The sequence below is a fragment of the Agarivorans gilvus genome, assembly GCF_001420915.1.
In the GTDB taxonomy this organism is placed as follows: Bacteria; Pseudomonadota; Gammaproteobacteria; order Enterobacterales; family Celerinatantimonadaceae; genus Agarivorans; species Agarivorans gilvus.
The window spans coordinates 120,699-139,982 of record NZ_CP013021.1; the positions used below are offsets into that span (position 1 = coordinate 120,699).

The following is a 19,284-nucleotide window of genomic DNA, read 5'->3' on the forward strand; positions in this document are numbered from 1 at the left end:
CTCTGATTATTGCGGCTTAGTGACTAATTCGGGAGTGACCCAACTATCGGCTTCCACCTTTTCTCCTTTAAGCAAGGCGACTGCTGTTCTCACCCCTTGCGCGCCTTGTTGGCCCGATTGTTGGTCCAGAGTTGCGGCTAGTTTACCTTGCTCGACCAGAGCTTTAGCTTCTGGGATAGCATCATAGCCGATCACTTCTATGTCATTTCTACCACGGTCCTCCAGTAACTTGCTAATGGCAATTGCCATCACATCGTTAGCACAGAAGAAAGCATCAATATTGGGGTGCTGCTGCAAGAGTTTGTCGCTTAGCTCGTAGGCTTCAACATATTGCCAATTGGCGCTTGCTTCACCCAAAATGTGTCGCTGCTGAGCGATTAATGCTTGGCGATAGCCTGCTGCTCTGGCTTCCGATACCGAGGATGATTGTGGGCCAAGGATAATATAGGCGGTTTTAATTTCTGGGTGGCCTTGTAATACGCTATTGGCCAGTGTCCGAGCCGCCTCTTGATTATGAATGCCAACAAATGGGATGGGGCTTAAGCCCACTTTTTCTGCTTGAACAGGATCGATCTTGTCGTCTAGGTTAACCAATATTACGCCTTGGTCCTGTACCTGTTTAATAGTGGGAAGCAACTGGGCGGTTTTTGAGGGGACAAAAACGATGGCGTCAAAACCTTCTTCTTTGGCGCCAAGCAAGATTTTTTTCTGTAGAGCAACGTGGGTTTCGTTGGGCGTTCCTTTGGCGACTAAGTTTACTCCAAGTTGTTCGGCTGCTTCACGTGCTCCTTGTTCCATCATTACGTAGTAGGGGTTGCTTTGTGATTTAGTCAGCAACATTATTTTCATTGGAGCGGGAGCTGCGGGAGCTGGTGTCGAGTTCACTACAATTTCGTCAGGCTCAGGCGAGCAAGCCACTAAGAACAGCACTAATAAGCTTGTTATGCAGCTAATGAGTTGTTTTATAGTCACCGTTTTTACCCCAAATTATAAATACTTATTTGATACTAGATGACTTAGTTTAATTGCTCCAGTTAGCCAAAGTTTGCCTCAGATAAAACGAAGTGACAGTTGCCTAAGGCTGGTCGAGAGCTGTCTTTATCGCTGAGAAATAGGCTAAGTGCTGCTGAATTGCTATGAATAAGCTGCCCTAGATCCCATTTTTTAGTTAATAAATCACAGCTTAGACTAAAGATTAATACCTGTTCTGTTAACGGTTTGTTAACTTTTTCTTCGATAGATTTAAAAAGCGAATATTTTTTCGATTGCTTAATGGCTGTAGTTAGAGATTGATTTCGCTCATTGAGTCTTAACAGTTTAGTTACATTTACCACATAAACTGCAATGCTCGTAGGAGCTTGCTCGGAGAAGTGACATGGAAGAACAGACTACATATTGGCAAGAAAACTTGCGTCTAATATTTACCTGTCTCGTCATATGGTTCGTGGTTTCCTTTGGCTTTGGTTTGCTGCTTGTTGAACCGCTAAATGAAATCCGTTTAGGAGGGTATAAATTAGGCTTCTGGTTTGCACAGCAGGGCTCGATTTATACCTTTGTAGCTTTGATTTTTTGGTACACCGCCAAAATGAATAAGCTCGATCAAAAATACCATGTTGAGGAGTCATAAATGGACGAGCTAAAACTCTATACATATATTGCCGTATTTGGCTCTTTTGGGCTGTATTTCGCTATTGCCTGGTGGGCTCGTGCGGCTTCTACCAGCGACTTTTATGTGGCCGGTGGTGGCGTTACCCCAGTGCAAAACGGAATGGCGATTGGTGCTGACTGGATGAGTGCTGCGTCGTTCATTTCTATGGCTGGCTTAATTGCCTTCTTAGGTTATGGCGGTTCTGTTTTTCTAATGGGCTGGACCGGCGGTTACGTATTATTAGCGATGTTACTCGCACCTTATATGCGTAAACACGGTAAATTTACGGTGCCGGAGTTTATTTCCGACCGTTATTACTCCAAAGGCGCTCGAATCGTAGCGGTATTGTGTTTAATTATTGCTTCGCTGACTTACATCATTGGTCAGATGAAAGGGGTAGGTGTAGCATTTTCTCGCTTCCTAGAAGTGGAATACGATAACGGCTTATACATTGGTATGGCTGTAGTGTGGGTTTACGCGGTACTTGGCGGCATGAAAGGGATTACCTACACCCAGATTGCACAATACTGTGTGCTTATTTTTGCTTACACCATTCCTGCTGTGTTTATTTCATTGCAATTAACCGGCAACCCGATTCCACAAATAGGTTTGGGTAGTACCTTGGCTGATGGTAGCGGCGTTTACTTGTTAGATAAGCTGGATATGGTCGTTACCGATCTCGGCTTTAAGGAGTACACCACTGATAACCTTGGTGGCACGCTGAATATGTTTGCTTACACCATGTCGTTGATGATTGGTACAGCGGGCTTACCACACGTTATTATGCGCTTCTTTACTGTACCAACCGTGAAAGCGGCTCGCTCTTCGGCTGGCTATGCCTTGGTATTTATTGCCATTCTATACACCGTAGCACCTGCAGTTGGCGCGATGGCTCGTTTCAACTTAATGAACACTATTGTTCCTGAAGCGGGTAACAACCTAGTATATGATGAGCGCCCTCAGTGGTTTAAAGATTGGGAAAATACTGGACTATTGCAGTTTGAAGATAAAAACGGTGATGGACGTATTCAGTATGTAGCCGACAAAGAAACCAACGAGATGGTGAAGGTTGACCGTGACATCATGGTATTGGCTAACCCTGCGATTGCTAACCTGCCAAATTGGGTGATTGCCCTAGTGGCTGCTGGTGGTCTCGCTGCCGCATTGTCTACTGCAGCGGGTCTGTTGTTGGCGATATCGTCCTCTATTTCTCATGACTTAATGAAAGGGGTGCTTACGCCTAATCTTTCCGATAAGAGTGAGCTCTTGGCGGGACGGATTGTAATGACCTTGGCCATTTTGGTGTCTGGTTATCTAGGCTTAAATCCACCCGGATTTGCCGCAGGTACGGTAGCGCTGGCCTTTGGTTTGGCTGCTTCGTCCATCTTCCCAGCATTGATGATGGGTATCTTTGCCAAGAAAATGAGTGGTACAGCAGCGATTTCAGGTATGTGTGCAGGTATTGGTGTGACTATGCTTTACGTATTCCAGCATAAAGGCATTATGTTTATCCCTGGTACGTCGTTCTTGGGCGATATGGGACCAAACTGGTTCTTTGGCATTTCGCCTAACGCCTTTGGTGCAGTGGGTGCCTTGGTGAACTTCGGGGTAGCTTTTGCAATGTGTAAAGTGACAGGGCCTGCTCCGCAGCACATTCAGGAAATGGTTGAGAATTTCCGTATTCCTCATGGTGCTGGTGCAGCGCATGACCATTAATCCGCAACGAAATTAAGTTACGGTTCGCAAAAGGCTCCTGATGGAGCCTTTTTTATGAAGCACTTAGAAGCAGTTAGCTCTTAACCTGCGGTATAGTGAAGTGCTTAACAGTAACAAATGTAATAAGTACTTAATTACAGGACGTAATAATGAATAGACATACCAAACTCGCTTTATTGGTGATGCCTTTTTTAGCGGTGGGCGGTTATATTGCCTCCGATATCTATCTAGAGCATGATGCACAGCAAGATAGAATTTATCAGCTGGAGACCGTGGAGCATTGCGACATTATTAATCAAAAATGCATATTGGAGTCGGGAGATTTTCAAATCAACATTAGCGATGAAGCGGGGACTACCATTGTAAATTCTACTTTCCCCTTAGATAGTGCCACCTTGTTTATTGTGAATAGTTCGAATGAAGCCACTGCTTATCCAATGGGGATGCAAGATAGCCCTTATTATTGGCAAAGTCCGACAGAGTTACGTAGTTTGATCCCTAATCAGGGAGATAGCTATAAACTGCGTATCATTGCCAATATCAAAGGTGGTAAGTATATTAGCGAGTTTTATAGCCAAACTGTGCGTTAACAAGCTAGGCTTTTTGCGCTGCGGTTGTGGCAAAAGATGTAAGTAGATCATTAAATGTTTAATTTGTTGTGATTAGTTCGATATGATCCAATACACTTAACACTACTGTTCATCTAAATAAACTGAAGTATAGGAAGTAGAAGTGAGCTCGAATCAAATATGTCCATCATGCGGTGGCCACAAACCCGCCCTGATGGCTTGTCGCGATTGCGGTTTTACTTATAGTGTGACTAGTCGACCTGCGGTAGAGCCGAAGCCTGAAGCAATGGCTAAACCGAGTAAACCTAAAACCATTCCTCGCAGTGAGTACCGCGCCGTTCGAGAGGAAGCCGGTAACAACAAACCTCAAGTGATTATCAAAACTAAAAAACGCCGTACTTACACTATTCCTAGTGAGGAATAGGCACTAGCCTAGTTGCTCTATCTCCTGCCAAATGGCGCGAATACCATTGTTTCGTGATTCACTTAAATGGTGGGCTAAACCTAGTGAGTCTAAGGTTTGCTCGAAAAGCCTTTGTGGGTGTTGTGGCTGCGCTTGATAACAGGCTAATACAATAACGATTAAGCCCTTTATGATACGAGCATTACTGTCGAGGTAGAGCTGTTGAGCATCTTGGTGAAGCCATACCTCGCTTTCACAGCCTTGCACCAGTGATTGTGGCTGTTTGTACTGTTCTGGCATCGCTTGTAATTGTTTGGCCAACAGTAAGAGTTGCCGATAACGTTCTTCCCAAGCTTGACAGTGGGCAAAGTTTTGTTCAATTTGCGCCAGATTTAATTCAATTTGCGGTGTCTTATTCATCAAATAATTCCATGATTTTATCAATGGCTTCTAAGGCTTGGTCTATATCTTGTTGGTCGTTATATAGCCCCAAGGATAAGCGAATGCTACCTTGAGGAGACAATTTATTGCCTAAAGGCATAGCGCAGTGGTGGCCGCATCGTACGGCGACGTTGTATTGATCAAACAAGGTTGCTGCGTCTTGAGGGTGAATACCGCGTAGGTTAAAAGCGATTAAGCCGGTACGCATCATCGGTTGCCCCACCAGTTCAACTGCTGGATGTTGTTGTAGTTTACGCAAGGCATAGGCGAGTAAATCCCGTTCGTGTTGTAGCCGTTGTTGACTGGGGAATTGGCTTAAAAACTCTATCGCTGCGGCTAAACCTATAGCTCCAACAATGTTGGGAGTACCGGCTTCCAAACGATAAGGTAGGCTATTCCATTGGCTTTGCTCAATCGCCACTTTACTGATCATTTCTCCGCCAAAATTGCTCGGTTCTAACAGCTCTAATGCAGACTCTGTTCCGTATAACACGCCAATTCCGGTGGGGCCGTAAAGCTTGTGTCCTGAAAAGTAATAATAGTCACAGCCAAGGCGCTGTACATCAACGCTTAAGTGGGCAACTGCTTGGGCGCCATCTACTACCACTTTGGCACCTACTTGGTGGGCTAGTCGCGAAATTTCTGGTACCGGCTGAATTGAGCCAATGGCGTTAGACACTTGAGAAACGGCGACAATTTTACATTTATCTGAGAGGTTTTCTCTAAAGTAGGCTAGGTTTAAGTCACCGTTTTCCAGAATTGGAATGGCTCGTAGTTTGGCTTTTTGTTGTTGGGCCAGCTGTTGCCAAGGAACTAAATTTGAGTGGTGTTCTAATTCACTAATCCAAATTTCGTCACCTTGATTAAGCTGCTGGGCCAAACCTCGCGCGAGTATGTTGCAGGCTTGGGTGCTGCCGCTGGTCCAAATGATGTTTTGGCTTTCTGCTCCAATGAATTGTGCAATGGACTTTCTTGCTGATTCAAAGGCATTGGTGGCTAATCTAGCAAAGCTGTGACTAGCTCGATGCACATTACCATGTCCTTGACGATAATATTTATCCATCGCTGATAGCACTGCTTCGGGCACTTGAGTTGAAGCCGCACTATCGAGATAAGCAAGTTGGTTATTCGTGGTCAGCGACGGGAAATATTGGCGATAAGGAGTATGCTTAAGAGAGGTCACAGTGATTCTAAACTCGGCAACTAAAACCCTTATTGTATCCTTAGGTTTGCACCTACACTAGTTTATATCGGCTTGTTTTTATTTTGCGACAGGGAGCATCTTAAACTATGCAATTGGCAGAAGGCTTAAGCTCTTGGAAAGCCGTCTTATTGGGCTTTTCCTCAAAGCATGAACATGTGTTTGCTCAGCACCTGTGGGTCAAGCAACGTCAACGGTTCATTTTTCTTTATGCTTGTTATTGTTTATTCATGCTGGGTTACATCATGCAGGCGCAAGTACTGCATTATTGGTGGCTGGTGGGAGCTTGGTATAATTTATTATTGGTTACGCTGTGGAGCGTATTTCATGGTGCAGCGCTAACGCTGGGGATTCAGCTGCGCTCGCCCCGTATTGCTTATGCGCTATTTGTGGCAGCTCTTGGTTTGCATGGCATGCTGTTCACGTTGTTGTTTAAGCAGAGCCCCAGTTTATTCGCCAGCGGAGCGGGCTTATTGGTATTGCTGAGTTTACCGATGGTGCTGTTGAGTGTTTATATGCCGATGTTGCTGAGTGTGGCCGTATTATTAGCCTGCAGTGTTTTCAGCCTCGGCTTGTTTAGTAATTTACAATTGGCCCTAGCACCGCAGTGGCCAAGTGTTAGCTTATTTTTAATGTTGGGTTTTTCAGTAGTTTACTTTTCGCACCGCTTGTGGCGCTTAGAGTATTTATATCAGCACTTTAACTCTCTACAAGACAGCCGGAATGAAACGGCTAAAGCCGATGTTAAGCCTCCTATTCAAGCGCCCGCTAACTTGCTTGAGATAGCGAGCTTTGAGCAATTTAAACGTTTCTCCAATCAAGAAATAGAACGTAGTTCTCGTTATCAAAATGCCTATTCGATAGTTTTGATAAAGGTCACTCATTTTTCTGCCTACCGTGATAAATTAGGAGCTGAAGAAGCTGATAAGTTATTGGTTAAATTCGCTATTTTTATACAAACTCAGCTACGAAAAATTGACTTGTTAGCACGCTATGAGAACGAACAATTGCTGATTGGTTTGCCAGAAGCGGGCCTGTATCAAGCCTTAGACACCGCAGAGCGGATCCAGCAAGCCTTGGAGCAAGAGTTCTGGAAAGCGTTTCCTAATTCATTTCATTTAGGCTCACGCTTAACGGTAGCTAGCGTTGAAAGTCCGCTATGTAGTTTGGACATGTTATTAAAAAAAGCCACTAAGGCAATGAATAAACAAGCTAATACAAAAACGCTAAGTTACGGCTCTTAGCGCTGACCCATTACCATCTAAACAAATGAGCATTTGCCTAAGGAGAGGGAAGGAATGCGTATATTGTTGTCTATGTTGTTAATGTTATTTTCTTCTGCAAGTTACGCCGCCGAAGGCATCAGTTTGGTCGATTCCTGGGTTGGCTATACCGCTCTTGTGATATTTGCTTTCGCCTATTTACTGGTAATGAGTGAAGAAGTGATTCATTTACGCAAATCCAAACCTGTATTGGTAGCGGCGGGTTTAATTTGGTTTCTCATCGCAATCTATTACCGTGGCTCTGGCCATGAGCATCTGGTTACCGAAGCTTTTCGCCATAACTTACTAGAATTTTCTGAGTTAATGCTGTTCTTGCTGGTGGCTATGACGTATATCAACGCCATGGAGGAGCGAAGGCTATTTGATGGTTTAAGGGCGTGGTTAGTCAGTAAACGCTTAAGTTATCGCCGTTTATTTTGGTTAACTGGGACTTTGGCATTTGTGATATCACCGGTAGCCGATAACTTAACCACGGCGCTGCTAATGTGTGCGGTGGTTACCAAGGTAGCTAAGGGCAACAGCCGTTTCATCAATCTGGCCTGTATTAACATAGTGATAGGAGCCAATGCCGGGGGCGCATTTAGCCCCTTTGGCGATATCACCACTTTGATGGTGTGGCAAAAGGGCTTAGTGATGTTTGGTCAGTTCTTTGATCTGTTAGCGCCTTCGTTCGTTAACTTTGTTGTGCCTGCATTAATTATGTCGATGTTTGTTTCCTCTGATGCAGTAGAAGCCGAGAATGAAACCGTGGAGTTAAAACGTGGTGCTCGGCGTATTGTTCTACTGTTTTTAATTACCATTCTTACAGCTGTGCTAGGCCATAGTTTATTTCATATGCCTCCGGTAATGGGCATGATGATGGGTTTGGGTTACTTGCAATTCTTTGGCTTTTTCTTGCGTAAAACTTTAGCGAGAAGCTTACATCGAAAAGCTGTCAATGCGATTGCTCAGCGTAATGATGCTCGCTTAAAAGCGCTAGGCAGCGTAGTGCCTTTTGATATTTTTAACCGGGTGGCGCGTGCAGAATGGGACACCTTGTTATTCTTTTACGGTGTGGTGGTGTGTGTAGGTGGCTTGGGCTTCATCGGCTATTTGGAAATGGCCTCTAATGTGATGTACCTGAATTGGGATCCTACTTACGCGAATATTGCAGTGGGTGGACTTAGCGCCATTGTGGATAATATTCCAGTAATGTTTGCGGTGCTCACCATGGAACCCAATATGTCTTTAGGGCAGTGGTTATTAGTGACCTTAACCGCTGGGGTGGGCGGTAGTATGTTGTCGATTGGCTCTGCCGCGGGAGTTGCCTTAATGGGGCAGGCTCGCGGACACTATACTTTTATTAGTCATTTACGCTGGACACCAGTTATTGCCTTGGGCTATGCCGCGTCCATTGCTTGCCATTTAATTATCAACAGCCATTTATTTTAAGTAGCGATAACAGCACATAAAATACGCCACCTAAGGTGGCTTATTTTATGTTTCGCTTACCAACTCGTTAGGACAGCGGGCTATTTCTCTTACTCCACCTTGCTCATCGACTTGCTCTAGAATTACATCGAAACCCCAAAGCCGATGTAGGTGTTTGATGACTTGGTGTTTACTTTTAGCCAACGGTATTCCTTGGTGAGGAATATAACGCAAGGTCAAGGAGCGGTCGCCGCGCAGATTAACGTTGTGAACCTGAATGTTTGGCTCTATGTTGCTCAGGTTATATTGGGCGCTTAAGGCTTCTCTGATTTGTTGATAACCACTGTCGTCATGAATGGCCTTCACTTTTAGATAGGGTTTGTCTTCATCATCATCAAGGGTAAATAGCTTGAGGTCACGAATCACTTTAGGCGACAGATACTGGCTAATAAAGCTCTCATCTTTAAAGTTTTGCATAGCAAAATGCAAAGTTTCTAGCCAATCGCTACCGGCAATATCGGGGAACCAACGACGGTCTTCTTCACTCGGGTTTTCACAAATTCTGCGAATGTCAGTCATCATGGCAAAACCCAAGGCATAAGGGTTGATTCCGCTAAAGTAAGGGCTGTTATAAGAGGGCTGCATGATCACACTGGTATGGCTATGCAGCACTTCCAGAATGAAGCGTTCGCTGACTTTGCCGTGGTCAAACAGGTGATTGCAAATGGTGTAGTGCCAGAAGGTGGCCCAGCCCTCGTTCATCACTTGGGTTTGCTTTTGTGGGTAGAAGTATTGGCTTATTTTGCGCACGATACGCACAATTTCACGCTGCCAAGTTTCCAGAAGAGGCGCATGCTTCTCAATGAAATAAAGAATATTTTCTTCGGGGGAAGCTGGAAAACGCGGGTGTTGTTGTTCCGCTGGCTCACCTTTGCTGGGAATGGTGCGCCATAATTCATTGATTTGGCTTTGTAAGTATTCCGCGCGAGCTTCCTGGCGAAGTTTTTCTTCTTCAAGAGAAATTGGGCTGGGGCGTTTGTAGCGGTCAACACCATAGTTCATTAATGCGTGGCAAGAGTCGAGTAAGTCTTCTACGGCTTGCTCACCATAGCGGGCTTCGCACTTGCTAATGTAATTTTTGGCGAAGACTAAGTAATCAATGATTGAACTGGCGTCAGTCCAGGCTTTGAATAAATAGTTGTTTTTAAAAAGCTGTTATGACCAAAGCAGGCATGGGCGATCACCAGCGCTTGCATGGGCATGGTATTTTCTTCCATTAAATAGGCAATACAGGGATCGGAGTTAATCACGATTTCGTAGGCCAAGCCCATTTGACCACGCTTGTAAGTTTGCTCGGTTTGAATAAACTTTTTACCGTAAGACCAGTGGTGATAGCCAATGGGCATACCTACGCTGGAGTAGGCGTCCATCATTTGTTCAGCAGTAATTACCTCAATTTGATTAGGGTAGGTATCGAGTTTGTAGTGCTGGGCCACCTTTTCTATTTCTTGATGGTAGAGCTCCAGCATTTCAAAGGTCCAGTCTGGACCATCGGGCAATAGGTCTTTTTTGCTCATTTGGCCCTCACACAGTTGCTTTTTTGAAGAGATCTCTAAAGGTTGGCAATATCTCATCGGGCGTGGTGATGTGCCGTATGGAGAAATTAGAGAATATTTCAGTGAGTTGTTCGTATTCGTGCCACAAGCTTTGATGGGCTCGATTGGTAATTTCGATGTAAGCGTAGTGGCGAGTCAGTGGCAATATTTTCTTTTCTAAAATTTGTCGGCACTTAGGTGAGTCATCAGCCCAGTTGTCACCGTCAGAGGCTTGGGCAGCGTAGATATTCCATTGATTTTTGGGGTAGCGTTGCTCAATTATCTCGTCCATTAAATGCAGCGCACTAGAGACAATGGTGCCGCCGGTTTCTTGCGAGTAAAAAAACTCGTGTTCGTCGACTTCTTTGGCTTGGGTATGGTGGCGAATAAATACCACGTCAATTTTTTCGTAGTTACGGGTCAAAAACAGATAGAGCAATAAGTAGAAACGTTTGGCCATGTCTTTGGTGGCCTGATCCATAGAGCCTGAGACATCCATTAGGCAAAACATTACCGCCTGACTACTGGGGACGGGATGTTTAGCGAAGTTATTAAACTTAAGGTCGAAAGTATCAATAAAGGGAATGCTGGCGAGCTTTTGTTTTAACTCGGCAATGTCTTTTTTCAGTGCCTCTATGTCATTGTGAGGCACATGGGGATCAGATTGCTGTTCTAGCAATTGTTGCTCTAAAGCTCGTAATTTACGGCGTTTTTCTCCGCCCATTGCCATGCGCCTAGCTAGTGAGTTTTGCAATGAGCGAACCACATTGATGTTGGCGGGAACGCCGTCGTTGGTGAAACCTGCACGCGCGGTTTTGTATTCGACAATGCTGTCTACGTCAGTTTCTTGCAGATTAGGCAGTTCTAAATCATCAAATAAAATATCCAAATATTCATCTTTGGAAATATTAAACTGAAAATCTTCGGTGCCTTCTCCTTGGTCACTGGCATCACCATCGCCGCTGCCCGAGCCCTCACCTTGAGGCGGGCGTTCTATTTTGTCGCCAGTGCCAAATTGGTCATTGCCGGGTAGGGTACGCTGGCGGTGGCCGCCCTCTCCCTGGTGGAAGAAGGGCTCGGTGATGTCTTTATGAGGAATACTGATGCTTTCGCTGTTTTCAAGATCTTGAATACTGCGTTGATTCACCGCATCGTTAACTGCGCGCTTTATTTGGCTTTTATAACGGCGAATAAAGCGCTGGCGGTTCACCGCGCTTTTATTTTTGCCGTTTAAACGTCGATCGATAAAATGAGCCATAGGCGCCCTCCATCAAATCTATGAAGATTTACGAACGCGTAAATACCATTCAGATAACAAACGTACCTGTTTGCGGGTATAGCCTTTTTCCATCATTCGGGCGACAAAATCATCGTGTTTCTTCTGATCGTCCACCGAAGTTTTGGCATTAAAGGAAATAACCGGTAACAGATCTTCGGTATTAGAGAACATTTTCTTCTCAATGACTGTACGCAGTTTTTCGTAACTGGTCCAGTTGGGATTTTTACCATCGTTACTGGCTCGGGCACGTAATACAAAGTTAACGATTTCATTTCGGAAATCTTTGGGATTACTGATGCCTGCCGGTTTCTCAATTTTTTCTAGCTCAGCATTGAGAGCGGCTCGGTCAAATAGCTGGCCTGTATCGGGGTCACGATATTCTTGGTCTTGGATCCAGAAGTCAGCATAGATGACATAACGATCAAAGATATTTTGCCCATATTCAGAGTAAGACTCTAAGTATGCGGTTTGGATTTCTTTGCCAATGAAGTCCACATATTTAGGGATTAAATAACCCTTGAGGTGTTCGAGGTAACGGTCGGCCACTTCTTGGCTATATTGCTCACGCTCGATTTGTTGCTCTAGTACATAAAACAAATGCACCGGATTAGCCGCCACTTCACTGGTATCAAAGTTAAATACGCGGGATAAGATTTTAAAGGCAAAGCGAGTGGATAAGCCCTCCATTCCCTCGTTTACACCCGCGAAATCGCGGTACTCTTGATAAGACTTGGCTTTAGGATCGGTATCTTTCAGCGTTTCGCCATCGTAGACCCGCATTTTTGAATAGAGGCTGGAGTTTTCGGGATCTTTTAGTCGTGATAAGACTGAAAATTGCGCCAGTAATTCCAGCGTACTGGGGGCGCACTTAGCGGTGCTAAGTTCACTGTTATCCAGCAGTTTTTGGTAGATTTTAATTTCTTCACTCACCCGTAAACAGTAAGGCACTTTAACGATATACACCCGGTCTAAAAAGGCCTCATTGTTTTTATTATTCTTGAAGCTTTGCCACTCTGATTCATTGGAGTGAGCCAGAATAATGCCTTCAAAGGGGATCGCCGAAAGCCCCTCGGTGCCATTAAAGTTACCTTCTTGAGTGGCGGTGAGTAATGGGTGCAGCACCTTGATAGGCGCTTTAAACATTTCGACAAACTCCATCAAGCCTTGGTTGGCTCGGCATAGCGCTCCAGAGTAGCTGTAGGCGTCTGGGTCATTTTGCGCAAAATGCTCTAGCTGGCGAATATCCACCTTACCGACCAAAGACGAAATATCTTGGTTGTTTTCATCACCCGGCTCGGTTTTGGCAATGGCTATTTGGTTCAAAATAGAGGGGTAGCATTTTACTACTTTGAATTTGCTGATGTCGCCACCGTATTCTTTGAGTCGTTTGGCTGCCCAAGGAGACATAATGGTTTTGAGATGGCGTTTGTTAATGCCGTATTCTTGCTGAAGAATATTGCCATCTTCGTTGGGGTCAAATAAACAGAAGGGGTGGTCGTTTACCGGTGAACCTTTTAAGCGATAAATTGGCACTTGCTGCATTAGCGCTTTTAGCTTCTCCGCCAAAGATGATTTGCCACCGCCCACAGGACCCAACAAGTACAAAATCTGTTTGCGTTCTTCTAGGCCTTGAGAGGCATGTTTTAAGTAGGAGACAATTTGTTCAATGCTGTCTTCCATACCGTAAAATTCTTTGAAGGCGGGATAGCGGGCAATAACGCGATTAGAGAACAGCCGGCTAAGCCGTGGATCTTTAGACGTATCCACCATTTCTGGCTCGCCGATAGCAAGCAGTAAACGCTCAGCAGCACTGGCATAGGTACTGGGCTGCTCTTTACAAAGAGTGAGAAATTGGTCGAGCGACAGCTCCTCTTCCTGAGCTTGCTCATAACGCTGTTGATAATGGTCAAAAATACTCATGGCCTAGGCCTCCTAAAACAAGCTATCTGTTAGATAAAGATAGAATTTGGAAACAAAAGATTTCATGAAGCGTTAAAATAAGTTTATACCAAAGTAAAAATAAATTAATAAAAAATAAGCAATTTTTTAGCAAGCTTGAGTCAGCTTAGGTGGCTGTGTTAGGGGGTGTTGTTAAGCCTTTTGTTGTTTTTTATGAGCCTTTCTCATCGCTTAAATTCAGCGTCTAGCCTAGCCATGAGGGCGAGTCATCCCCCTAAGTCCTAATAAAACCACTGTTTCTTCAGCTTGTTAGTTTGTCCACATAAAGTTAACAATATGTAAAATAATTGATTGATATTCTGTTGCGTCGTGCTAACTTAGAATTGTAGCTTGAACCTTCTAGCTTTGGTCGGCAAGCACTACATCGAGGGGAGTAGTGCTGAAGGTTTCTAATAAGCACGTTTCCATTAGCTCTTGCTTTGCAAGAGCTTTTTTTTTGGTGTTATTGCTGAAGCCTGAGTTTGTTAGGGGTTTTTAAGGGCCAGTTTAGACTAAAGGATAACTTAGCCTTTAGTTGATGTTTTGTCCTTAAAAAACAGTGCATTATAAATAGTTGTTGAGTATTGCAAGCTGCTGGTTCAATCGGTTGGTGGGTTCTATACCAAAGTCTAAGTTTAAATGACTTAATAAGCTTCTAAGTTGTTGTGTAACATTTTGTTAACTTTGTTCCGGTTTCGTTTGCTGTGTGGCTGGACTGAAGTATTAGCCAAGGGTGTATGACAACAACACATGGATATTCAAACCTGGGCATTTGTTTTTATCGCGTCGAGCTTTACTCTCTATCTGATTATCGCGGTTTGGGCGAAGGCTCATACCACGGCTGACTTCTACATAGCTAGCGGGCGGATCCACCCCTTAACCAATGGCATGGCAGGGGCGGCTAATTGGATGTCTGCGGCCTCGTTTATTTCTTTAGCTGGCATGATTTCTTTGATGGGCTACGACAGTAGCGTCTACCTCATGGGCTGGACCGGTGGCTTTGTATTGTTGGCTTTGTTATTGGCACCTTACTTAAAACAGTTGGGGGAATATACCGTAGCCGGCTTTTTTGCGCGCCGTTTTGGGGCTAGTGCGCGTATCGTCGCGGTGGTCTTTACGGTGTTTATCTCGTTTGTTTATGTGGCCGGGCAGATGCGGGGCGTTGGCTTAGTATTTGCCCGATTCTTGGATGTGGATATCTCCTTAGGTGTACTGTTAGGCATGATTATCGTATTTGTTTATGCCGTATGGGGGGGATGAAAGGCATTACTTACACTCAAGTTGCCCAGTATTGTGTGCTGATTTTTGCTTTCTTGTTACCGGCTTTTTTTACGTCTTTTAGTCTTACTGGCCACTGGTTGCCGCAGCTAGGCTTGGGCGCTAGCTTAAATGATTCTAATGTTTACTTGCTGGATAAACTGGATGCGCTGTCGGTTGAGCTGGGTTTTTCTAGGTTCACCGAAAGTCATCAAGTGATATTGGATAGAATCTCCATCGCCGCCGCCTTGATGATGGGAACAGCTGGCTTGCCCCATGTTATTACCCGCTTTTTTACCGTAGCTCGGGTGAAAGATGCGCGCATCTCTATTGCCTATGCCTTGGTCTTTATAGCGCTATTATACAGTGTTGCCCCAGCGGTGGGCGCGTTTGCCAAGGTTAATATTATTCAATCAATTAATGGCAGCGAGCTGCTCGGTGTGGCCATGGAGCATCAACCCACATGGCTAGAAAATTGGCAACAATTGAGCTTAGTTAGTTGGTTCGATAATAATGGTGACCAGCGCTTGTTTTACTCGGGAGATCTACGCAATGAAGTGTTTATTAATCAAGATATTGTGATGTTAGCTTCTCCTGAATTGGCCGATTTACCCAATTGGGTAGTGGCCTTGCTGGCTGCTGGTGGATTAGCGGCGGCACTATCAACGGCGGCGGGTTTGGTGCTGGTGATTAGCAGCACGCTTGCGCATGACCTAATCAAGCAAACCTACGCCAAAAACTTAAGCGAACGGCAGGAATTAAAGATCGCTCGCATTTCAGTGGTGCTGGTGATTGTTGCCGCAGGGTATCTAGGAGTGCGACCGCCAGCTTTAGTGACCGAGGTGGTAGCGATAGCCTTTGGTTTGGCGGCCAGTACCTTATTCCCCGCGCTTATTTTTGGCATCTTTGTGCGCCGAATTGCTTGGCCAGCGGTATTGGCTGGCATGCTGGTGGGATTTGGTTTCAGCCTTTTCTATATTGTTTTTTTCAAGTTTCTAGCGGTTCAATATAACCATGTCGATTATTGGTTATTCGGCATCTCTCCAGAGGGTATCGGCAGTCTGGGCATGCTGCTTAACTTTAGCACTGCCTGGTTGCTTCAATATAAATGTAAACCGGCACCGTTATCGGCTCAGACCATGGTGTTGCGCTTACGTCGACCTTAAGAGCATATTTACAGCGAAGCTTGTTTGCTTATCGCCAGTCTTTCCCACTTCAACTAGTCTTAAAAGATGGGCTTAATGTTTGTTTTAATTTTAACCAAGTTGTTCGAATTGTGGCTGGTTTGAGGTTGTTGCAGCCATGGCAAGCTAATATCAGGGATGTGACCGCATGAGACTCATATTTGTGCATGGCTGGAGCGTTACTCATACATCTACCTACGGTGATTTACCGCAATCTTTAGCCACTGCGGGCAAGGCTGTGGGCTTAGCTATCGATATCAAACACATCTATTTGGGTAAATACATCAGCTTTCATGATGAAGTGTCTATGGATGATATTGCGCGCGCACTACAACGAGCCTTAGAAGATTTACCCGATAATCGGCCAAGCATTCAGCCCTTTTCTTGTATTACCCATTCTACTGGTGGGCCAGTGGTTCGTTATTGGCTGGATAAGTATCATTCTGAAAATGGCGCTCAGCCGCTGCCTTTAAAACACTTATTGATGCTAGCTCCTGCCAATCATGGCTCGAGTTTAGCGGCACTTGGCAAGCAGCGAGTAGGTAGAATTAAGGCGTGGTTTTCAGGAGTAGAGCCGGGGCAGAGAGTACTTGATTGGTTAAGCTTGGGCAGTGAGGGGCAGTGGCGCTTGAATCAACGCAGCCTAAACTATAACTATTTGGCTAAAGGCTGTTATCCCTTTGTGTTTATTGGTCAGGCCATCGACAGCAAGTTTTATGACTTTCTCAATAGCTATTTGGTTGAAGCGGGGTCCGACGGTGTGGTTCGGGTGGCGGGAGCGAATATGAACTACCGTTTTTTGGCGATACAGCAATCACCGCAGCTTATTGCCAAAGTGAAGCCCAAATGTTATCAACTTCGCCCCTGCGATAGTCAAGTGGTGCGAGTCGCTCAAACGGTTCCTTTGGCGGTATTCAGTCAATTTAGCCATTCTGGACGTAAAATGGGCATTATGGCCAATAAGGCGGGTACAGTTGAACATCAGCTCTTGGTAGAGCAGTTGTTAGCCTGTTTAAAGGTAGACAGCGCTAACGCTTACCAACAGCGGGCCGCCGAGATGCAACTGTTTACTAAGCAGCAACAGACCATGGCTCCGGCAGAAAAAAAACAAGCAATGGCGAGGTACTGCATGTTGGTGATTAGAGTGTGCGATCAGCATGGTGAAGTCATAGAGCATCATGACTATGATATTTTGCTACTGGCCGGAAAGGCTTATAAACCTAACCAATTGCCCAAGGGCTTTTTAGTCGACAAGCAAATGAATACTCAGTCACACTGTTTGGTTTACTATCTTGATGCTGATAAAATGTCACAAATTAAAGATGGCTGTTTTGGTATTCAGGTATTGGCTCGGCCAAATAAAGGATTTAGTTTTTACCACAATGCCCAGTTTCGCTCTGAAGGCTTAGCCATTGAGCAAGTGTTTGCTGCTAACCAAACCAGCTATTTAGATATTAGGCTGCATCGAGAAGTCGATGAAAATGTGTTTCGTTTTGTTGCGGCCGATAAGCCTAGAGCCAGCTTTAAAGGCATTAAACCCTCGGGCAATGAGCTTGATTAAGCGTTAGCAAAGGTGAATTTCGTTGAAAAACACAATTAAACAATTAACGGTGAAGATGCCAGCTGGGCATTTGCTTAGTGTGTTTTTATTGTGGCTAAGTTTTAGCCCCAACTCTCAAGCCAGCTGTGCAGAGCAAGCGTTTCAATGTTGGCGTTATAGTGGAGAGCAGGAGCAGAGCCTTAGCTGCAATATGAAGGTTTGCGCTACTGCCAACAGCATGGATATTTATTGGTCTTTAGCCGACGGCACCGCTATTCATGAATATGGTGAGCAGCAGCAAACGCAGATTTTGCTCAATCAGCAGCCGGCATTTGCGTTGCCGCAGACAATTTTGCAGGATGAGCTGCACTGTATTAGCTCGGATTTGCGAGTCATTTATTGTGTGTCAGACTTATCGCTGTAGCATTTAAGCTTGTTTCTAAACGGCTTTTGACGAAGATTATTTACAATTAGTGGTAATTTACTTAATCGCTTGTCTAAGACGCGCTACACTCTAAATCACTAAATTCAATCACTATTTGGAGTTGAGCCATGTTTAAGGCACTGGTACTCGAGCAAGTCGAAAAACAAACTAAGGCAAGCATTCAGCAACTAGAAGACAGCGCGCTTCCCGAGGCTGATGTGGTGGTTAAAGTTGACTACTCTTCGCTTAATTACAAGGATGGCTTGGCGATTACAGGTAAGGGCAAAATTGTGCGCCAGTTTCCTATGGTGCCTGGTATTGACCTCGCCGGACAGGTAGAAAGCTCACACGATCCCCGTTTTGCCAGCGGTGATAAAGTGGTTCTCACTGGGTGGGGCGTAGGCGAAGGACATTGGGGCGGAATGGCAGAAAAAGCCAGCCTAAAAGCCGATTGGTTGGTTCCTCTGCCCGAAGGTTTATCGGCCCAACAAGCGATGATCATCGGTACTGCGGGTTTTACCGCTATGTTATGTGTGCAGGCATTGGTGGATGCTGGCATTACTCCTGAATCTGGTGAGATCCTTGTTACCGGTGCCAGTGGCGGGGTGGGTTCGGTAGCGGTGTGTTTGCTGGCTCAATTAGGTTATAAGGTCGCCGCAGTTACTGGGCGTGTAGAGCAAAACAGCCAATTACTCACCGACTTAGGCGCCAGCCGCGTGATTGACCGCGCTGAATTTGCCGAGGCGGCTCGCCCTCTAGAGAAGCAGTTGTGGGCGGGTGCTGTAGATACTGTGGGCAGCAATATGTTGGCCAAAGTATTAGCGCAAATCGACTATAACGGGGCTGTTGCTGCTTGTGGTTTAGCGGGGGGCTTTGATTTACCCACCACAGTGATGCCATTTATTTTGCGGAATGTGAGTTTGTTAGGCATTGATTCAGTTAATTGCCCAAGTGCTAAACGCGTAAAAGCCTGGCAACGTTTAGCTGAGTTATTACCCGATAGCTATTATCAGCAAGCTTGCAGCGAAGTCAGTTTGGAGCAAGTGCCAGAATATGCTGAAGCGATTACCAATGGCCAAGTCACCGGTCGAGTGGTGATAAAGCTATAAGCTGCTCTTTATTTGCTTGAAAAGCCGGCTTTAAAGCCGGTTTTTTATTGCCTCTGATTTGAGTTGTGGGTTTTTCTCATCTTTATGTGAGCGGGTTTAGGGGAGATAGCTGTGGCTTTCCCGAAAGAAGGCTGGCTAATAAGGGGGGCGAATATTGTATTATTTTTACCGAAATTAAGAAGCATTATTTGGCCTTAAATAGGTCTGTTTCTAAGTGATAAATTGTGGAGCCTGGCTAGCTTTAGAACATTGTAAGGATAGATTAAGTGTCTGTTTGGATATTTAAA

The 19,284-nt window shown here is 45.0% G+C and carries 15 protein-coding genes and 2 pseudogenes; 10 read left to right on the plus strand and 7 right to left on the minus strand.

The annotated features are described in order from the left end of the window. Positions 1–6: 6 nt before the first annotated feature. Entirely contained in the window at positions 7–840 is an 834-nt protein-coding gene (locus AR383_RS00655) for a substrate-binding domain-containing protein (RefSeq protein WP_188407252.1), read from the minus strand. A gap of 535 nt (positions 841–1,375) precedes the next feature. Between AR383_RS00655 and AR383_RS00665 the strand changes: the two genes are divergently transcribed. The 4 genes from AR383_RS00665 (at position 1,376) to AR383_RS00680 (ending at position 4,357) form a co-directional block, all read left to right on the plus strand. After that, positions 1,376–1,627 (plus strand): DUF4212 domain-containing protein, encoded by a 252-nt coding sequence (locus AR383_RS00665; RefSeq protein ID WP_055731382.1) that lies wholly within the window; start codon positions 1,376–1,378, stop codon positions 1,625–1,627. Further along, positions 1,628–3,364, plus strand: a complete 1,737-nt coding sequence (locus AR383_RS00670) for a sodium:solute symporter family protein (protein ID WP_055731383.1) — start codon at positions 1,628–1,630, stop codon at positions 3,362–3,364. 149 nt (positions 3,365–3,513) lie between these two features. Then, a complete protein-coding gene (locus AR383_RS00675) occupies positions 3,514–3,954 on the plus strand; it encodes a hypothetical protein (RefSeq protein ID WP_055731384.1) in 441 nt (146 codons plus the stop codon). A gap of 142 nt (positions 3,955–4,096) precedes the next feature. Beyond that, on the plus strand, positions 4,097–4,357 hold the full coding sequence (locus tag AR383_RS00680) for a hypothetical protein (RefSeq protein ID WP_055731385.1): 261 nt from the start codon (positions 4,097–4,099) through the stop codon (positions 4,355–4,357). Positions 4,358–4,360: 3 nt separating this feature from the next. Here AR383_RS00680 and AR383_RS00685 read toward each other — a convergent pair whose 3' ends face one another. Both AR383_RS00685 and AR383_RS00690 read right to left on the minus strand, forming a co-directional pair. Then, complete coding sequence (locus tag AR383_RS00685; protein ID WP_055731386.1) at positions 4,361–4,756, minus strand: SufE family protein; 396 nt, start codon at positions 4,754–4,756, stop codon at positions 4,361–4,363. Continuing rightward, positions 4,749–5,960 carry an aminotransferase class V-fold PLP-dependent enzyme gene (locus AR383_RS00690; RefSeq protein ID WP_055731387.1) on the minus strand — a complete coding sequence of 404 codons (1,212 nt, stop codon included), beginning with the start codon at positions 5,958–5,960 and terminating at the stop codon, positions 4,749–4,751. The genes AR383_RS00685 and AR383_RS00690 overlap by 8 nt, the downstream gene beginning before the upstream one ends. Positions 5,961–6,067: 107 nt before the next feature. Here AR383_RS00690 and AR383_RS00695 point away from each other — a divergent pair, with 107 nt between their 5' ends. Continuing rightward, a complete protein-coding gene (locus tag AR383_RS00695) occupies positions 6,068–7,222 on the plus strand; it encodes a GGDEF domain-containing protein (RefSeq protein ID WP_055731388.1) in 1,155 nt (384 codons plus the stop codon). Positions 7,223–7,276: 54 nt separating this feature from the next. After that, the gene (gene nhaD / locus AR383_RS00700; protein WP_055731389.1) at positions 7,277–8,692 is read left to right on the plus strand and encodes a sodium:proton antiporter NhaD; all 1,416 of its coding nucleotides are present in this window, start codon (positions 7,277–7,279) and stop codon (positions 8,690–8,692) included. 45 nt (positions 8,693–8,737) lie between these two features. Here the strand turns inward: nhaD and AR383_RS22750 are convergent, their stop codons facing one another. The 4 genes and pseudogenes from AR383_RS22750 to AR383_RS00715 form a co-directional block, all read right to left on the minus strand. Continuing rightward, positions 8,738–9,037 (minus strand): hypothetical protein, encoded by a 300-nt coding sequence (locus AR383_RS22750; RefSeq protein ID WP_470207130.1) that lies wholly within the window; start codon positions 9,035–9,037, stop codon positions 8,738–8,740. Beyond that, positions 9,023–10,305: pseudogene (locus tag AR383_RS00705) on the minus strand (SpoVR family protein); the annotation flags it as partial. The pseudogene AR383_RS00705 and the gene AR383_RS22750, both read right to left, overlap by 15 nt. After that, positions 10,256–11,524 carry a YeaH/YhbH family protein gene (locus tag AR383_RS00710; RefSeq protein ID WP_055731390.1) on the minus strand — a complete coding sequence of 423 codons (1,269 nt, stop codon included), beginning with the start codon at positions 11,522–11,524 and terminating at the stop codon, positions 10,256–10,258. The pseudogene AR383_RS00705 and the gene AR383_RS00710, both read right to left, overlap by 50 nt. Before the next feature lie 18 nt (positions 11,525–11,542). Further along, positions 11,543–13,465 (minus strand): PrkA family serine protein kinase, encoded by a 1,923-nt coding sequence (locus AR383_RS00715; protein WP_055731391.1) that lies wholly within the window; start codon positions 13,463–13,465, stop codon positions 11,543–11,545. Positions 13,466–14,233: 768 nt separating this feature from the next. On the opposite strand from AR383_RS00715, the pseudogene AR383_RS00725 reads away from it, so the two are divergent. The 4 genes and pseudogenes from AR383_RS00725 (at position 14,234) to acuI (ending at position 18,997) form a co-directional block, all read left to right on the plus strand. Then, positions 14,234–15,906: pseudogene (locus tag AR383_RS00725) on the plus strand (sodium:solute symporter family protein). Between the two features lie 166 nt (positions 15,907–16,072). Then, complete coding sequence (locus tag AR383_RS00730; protein ID WP_055731394.1) at positions 16,073–17,485, plus strand: esterase/lipase family protein; 1,413 nt, start codon at positions 16,073–16,075, stop codon at positions 17,483–17,485. Positions 17,486–17,507: 22 nt separating this feature from the next. Continuing rightward, positions 17,508–17,888 carry a hypothetical protein gene (locus AR383_RS00735; RefSeq protein ID WP_055731395.1) on the plus strand — a complete coding sequence of 127 codons (381 nt, stop codon included), beginning with the start codon at positions 17,508–17,510 and terminating at the stop codon, positions 17,886–17,888. A 128-nt stretch (positions 17,889–18,016) separates the two neighbouring features. Continuing rightward, positions 18,017–18,997, plus strand: coding sequence for an acrylyl-CoA reductase (NADPH) (acuI, locus tag AR383_RS00740; RefSeq protein WP_055731396.1), 981 nt, complete (start codon positions 18,017–18,019; stop codon positions 18,995–18,997). The last annotated feature ends 287 nt before the right edge of the window (positions 18,998–19,284 follow it).

Coding starts and splice junctions, on each gene's coding strand:
- AR383_RS00655 (WP_188407252.1), bottom strand. CDS start 840: ATGTTGCTGACTAAATCACAAAGCAACCCCTACTACGTAATGATGGAA.
- AR383_RS00665 (WP_055731382.1), top strand. CDS start 1,376: ATGGAAGAACAGACTACATATTGGCAAGAAAACTTGCGTCTAATATTT.
- AR383_RS00670 (WP_055731383.1), top strand. CDS start 1,628: ATGGACGAGCTAAAACTCTATACATATATTGCCGTATTTGGCTCTTTT.
- AR383_RS00675 (WP_055731384.1), top strand. CDS start 3,514: ATGAATAGACATACCAAACTCGCTTTATTGGTGATGCCTTTTTTAGCG.
- AR383_RS00685 (WP_055731386.1), bottom strand. CDS start 4,756: ATGAATAAGACACCGCAAATTGAATTAAATCTGGCGCAAATTGAACAA.
- AR383_RS00695 (WP_055731388.1), top strand. CDS start 6,068: ATGCAATTGGCAGAAGGCTTAAGCTCTTGGAAAGCCGTCTTATTGGGC.
- nhaD (WP_055731389.1), top strand. CDS start 7,277: ATGCGTATATTGTTGTCTATGTTGTTAATGTTATTTTCTTCTGCAAGT.
- AR383_RS00710 (WP_055731390.1), bottom strand. CDS start 11,524: ATGGCTCATTTTATCGATCGACGTTTAAACGGCAAAAATAAAAGCGCG.
- AR383_RS00715 (WP_055731391.1), bottom strand. CDS start 13,465: ATGAGTATTTTTGACCATTATCAACAGCGTTATGAGCAAGCTCAGGAA.
- AR383_RS00730 (WP_055731394.1), top strand. CDS start 16,073: ATGAGACTCATATTTGTGCATGGCTGGAGCGTTACTCATACATCTACC.
- acuI (WP_055731396.1), top strand. CDS start 18,017: ATGTTTAAGGCACTGGTACTCGAGCAAGTCGAAAAACAAACTAAGGCA.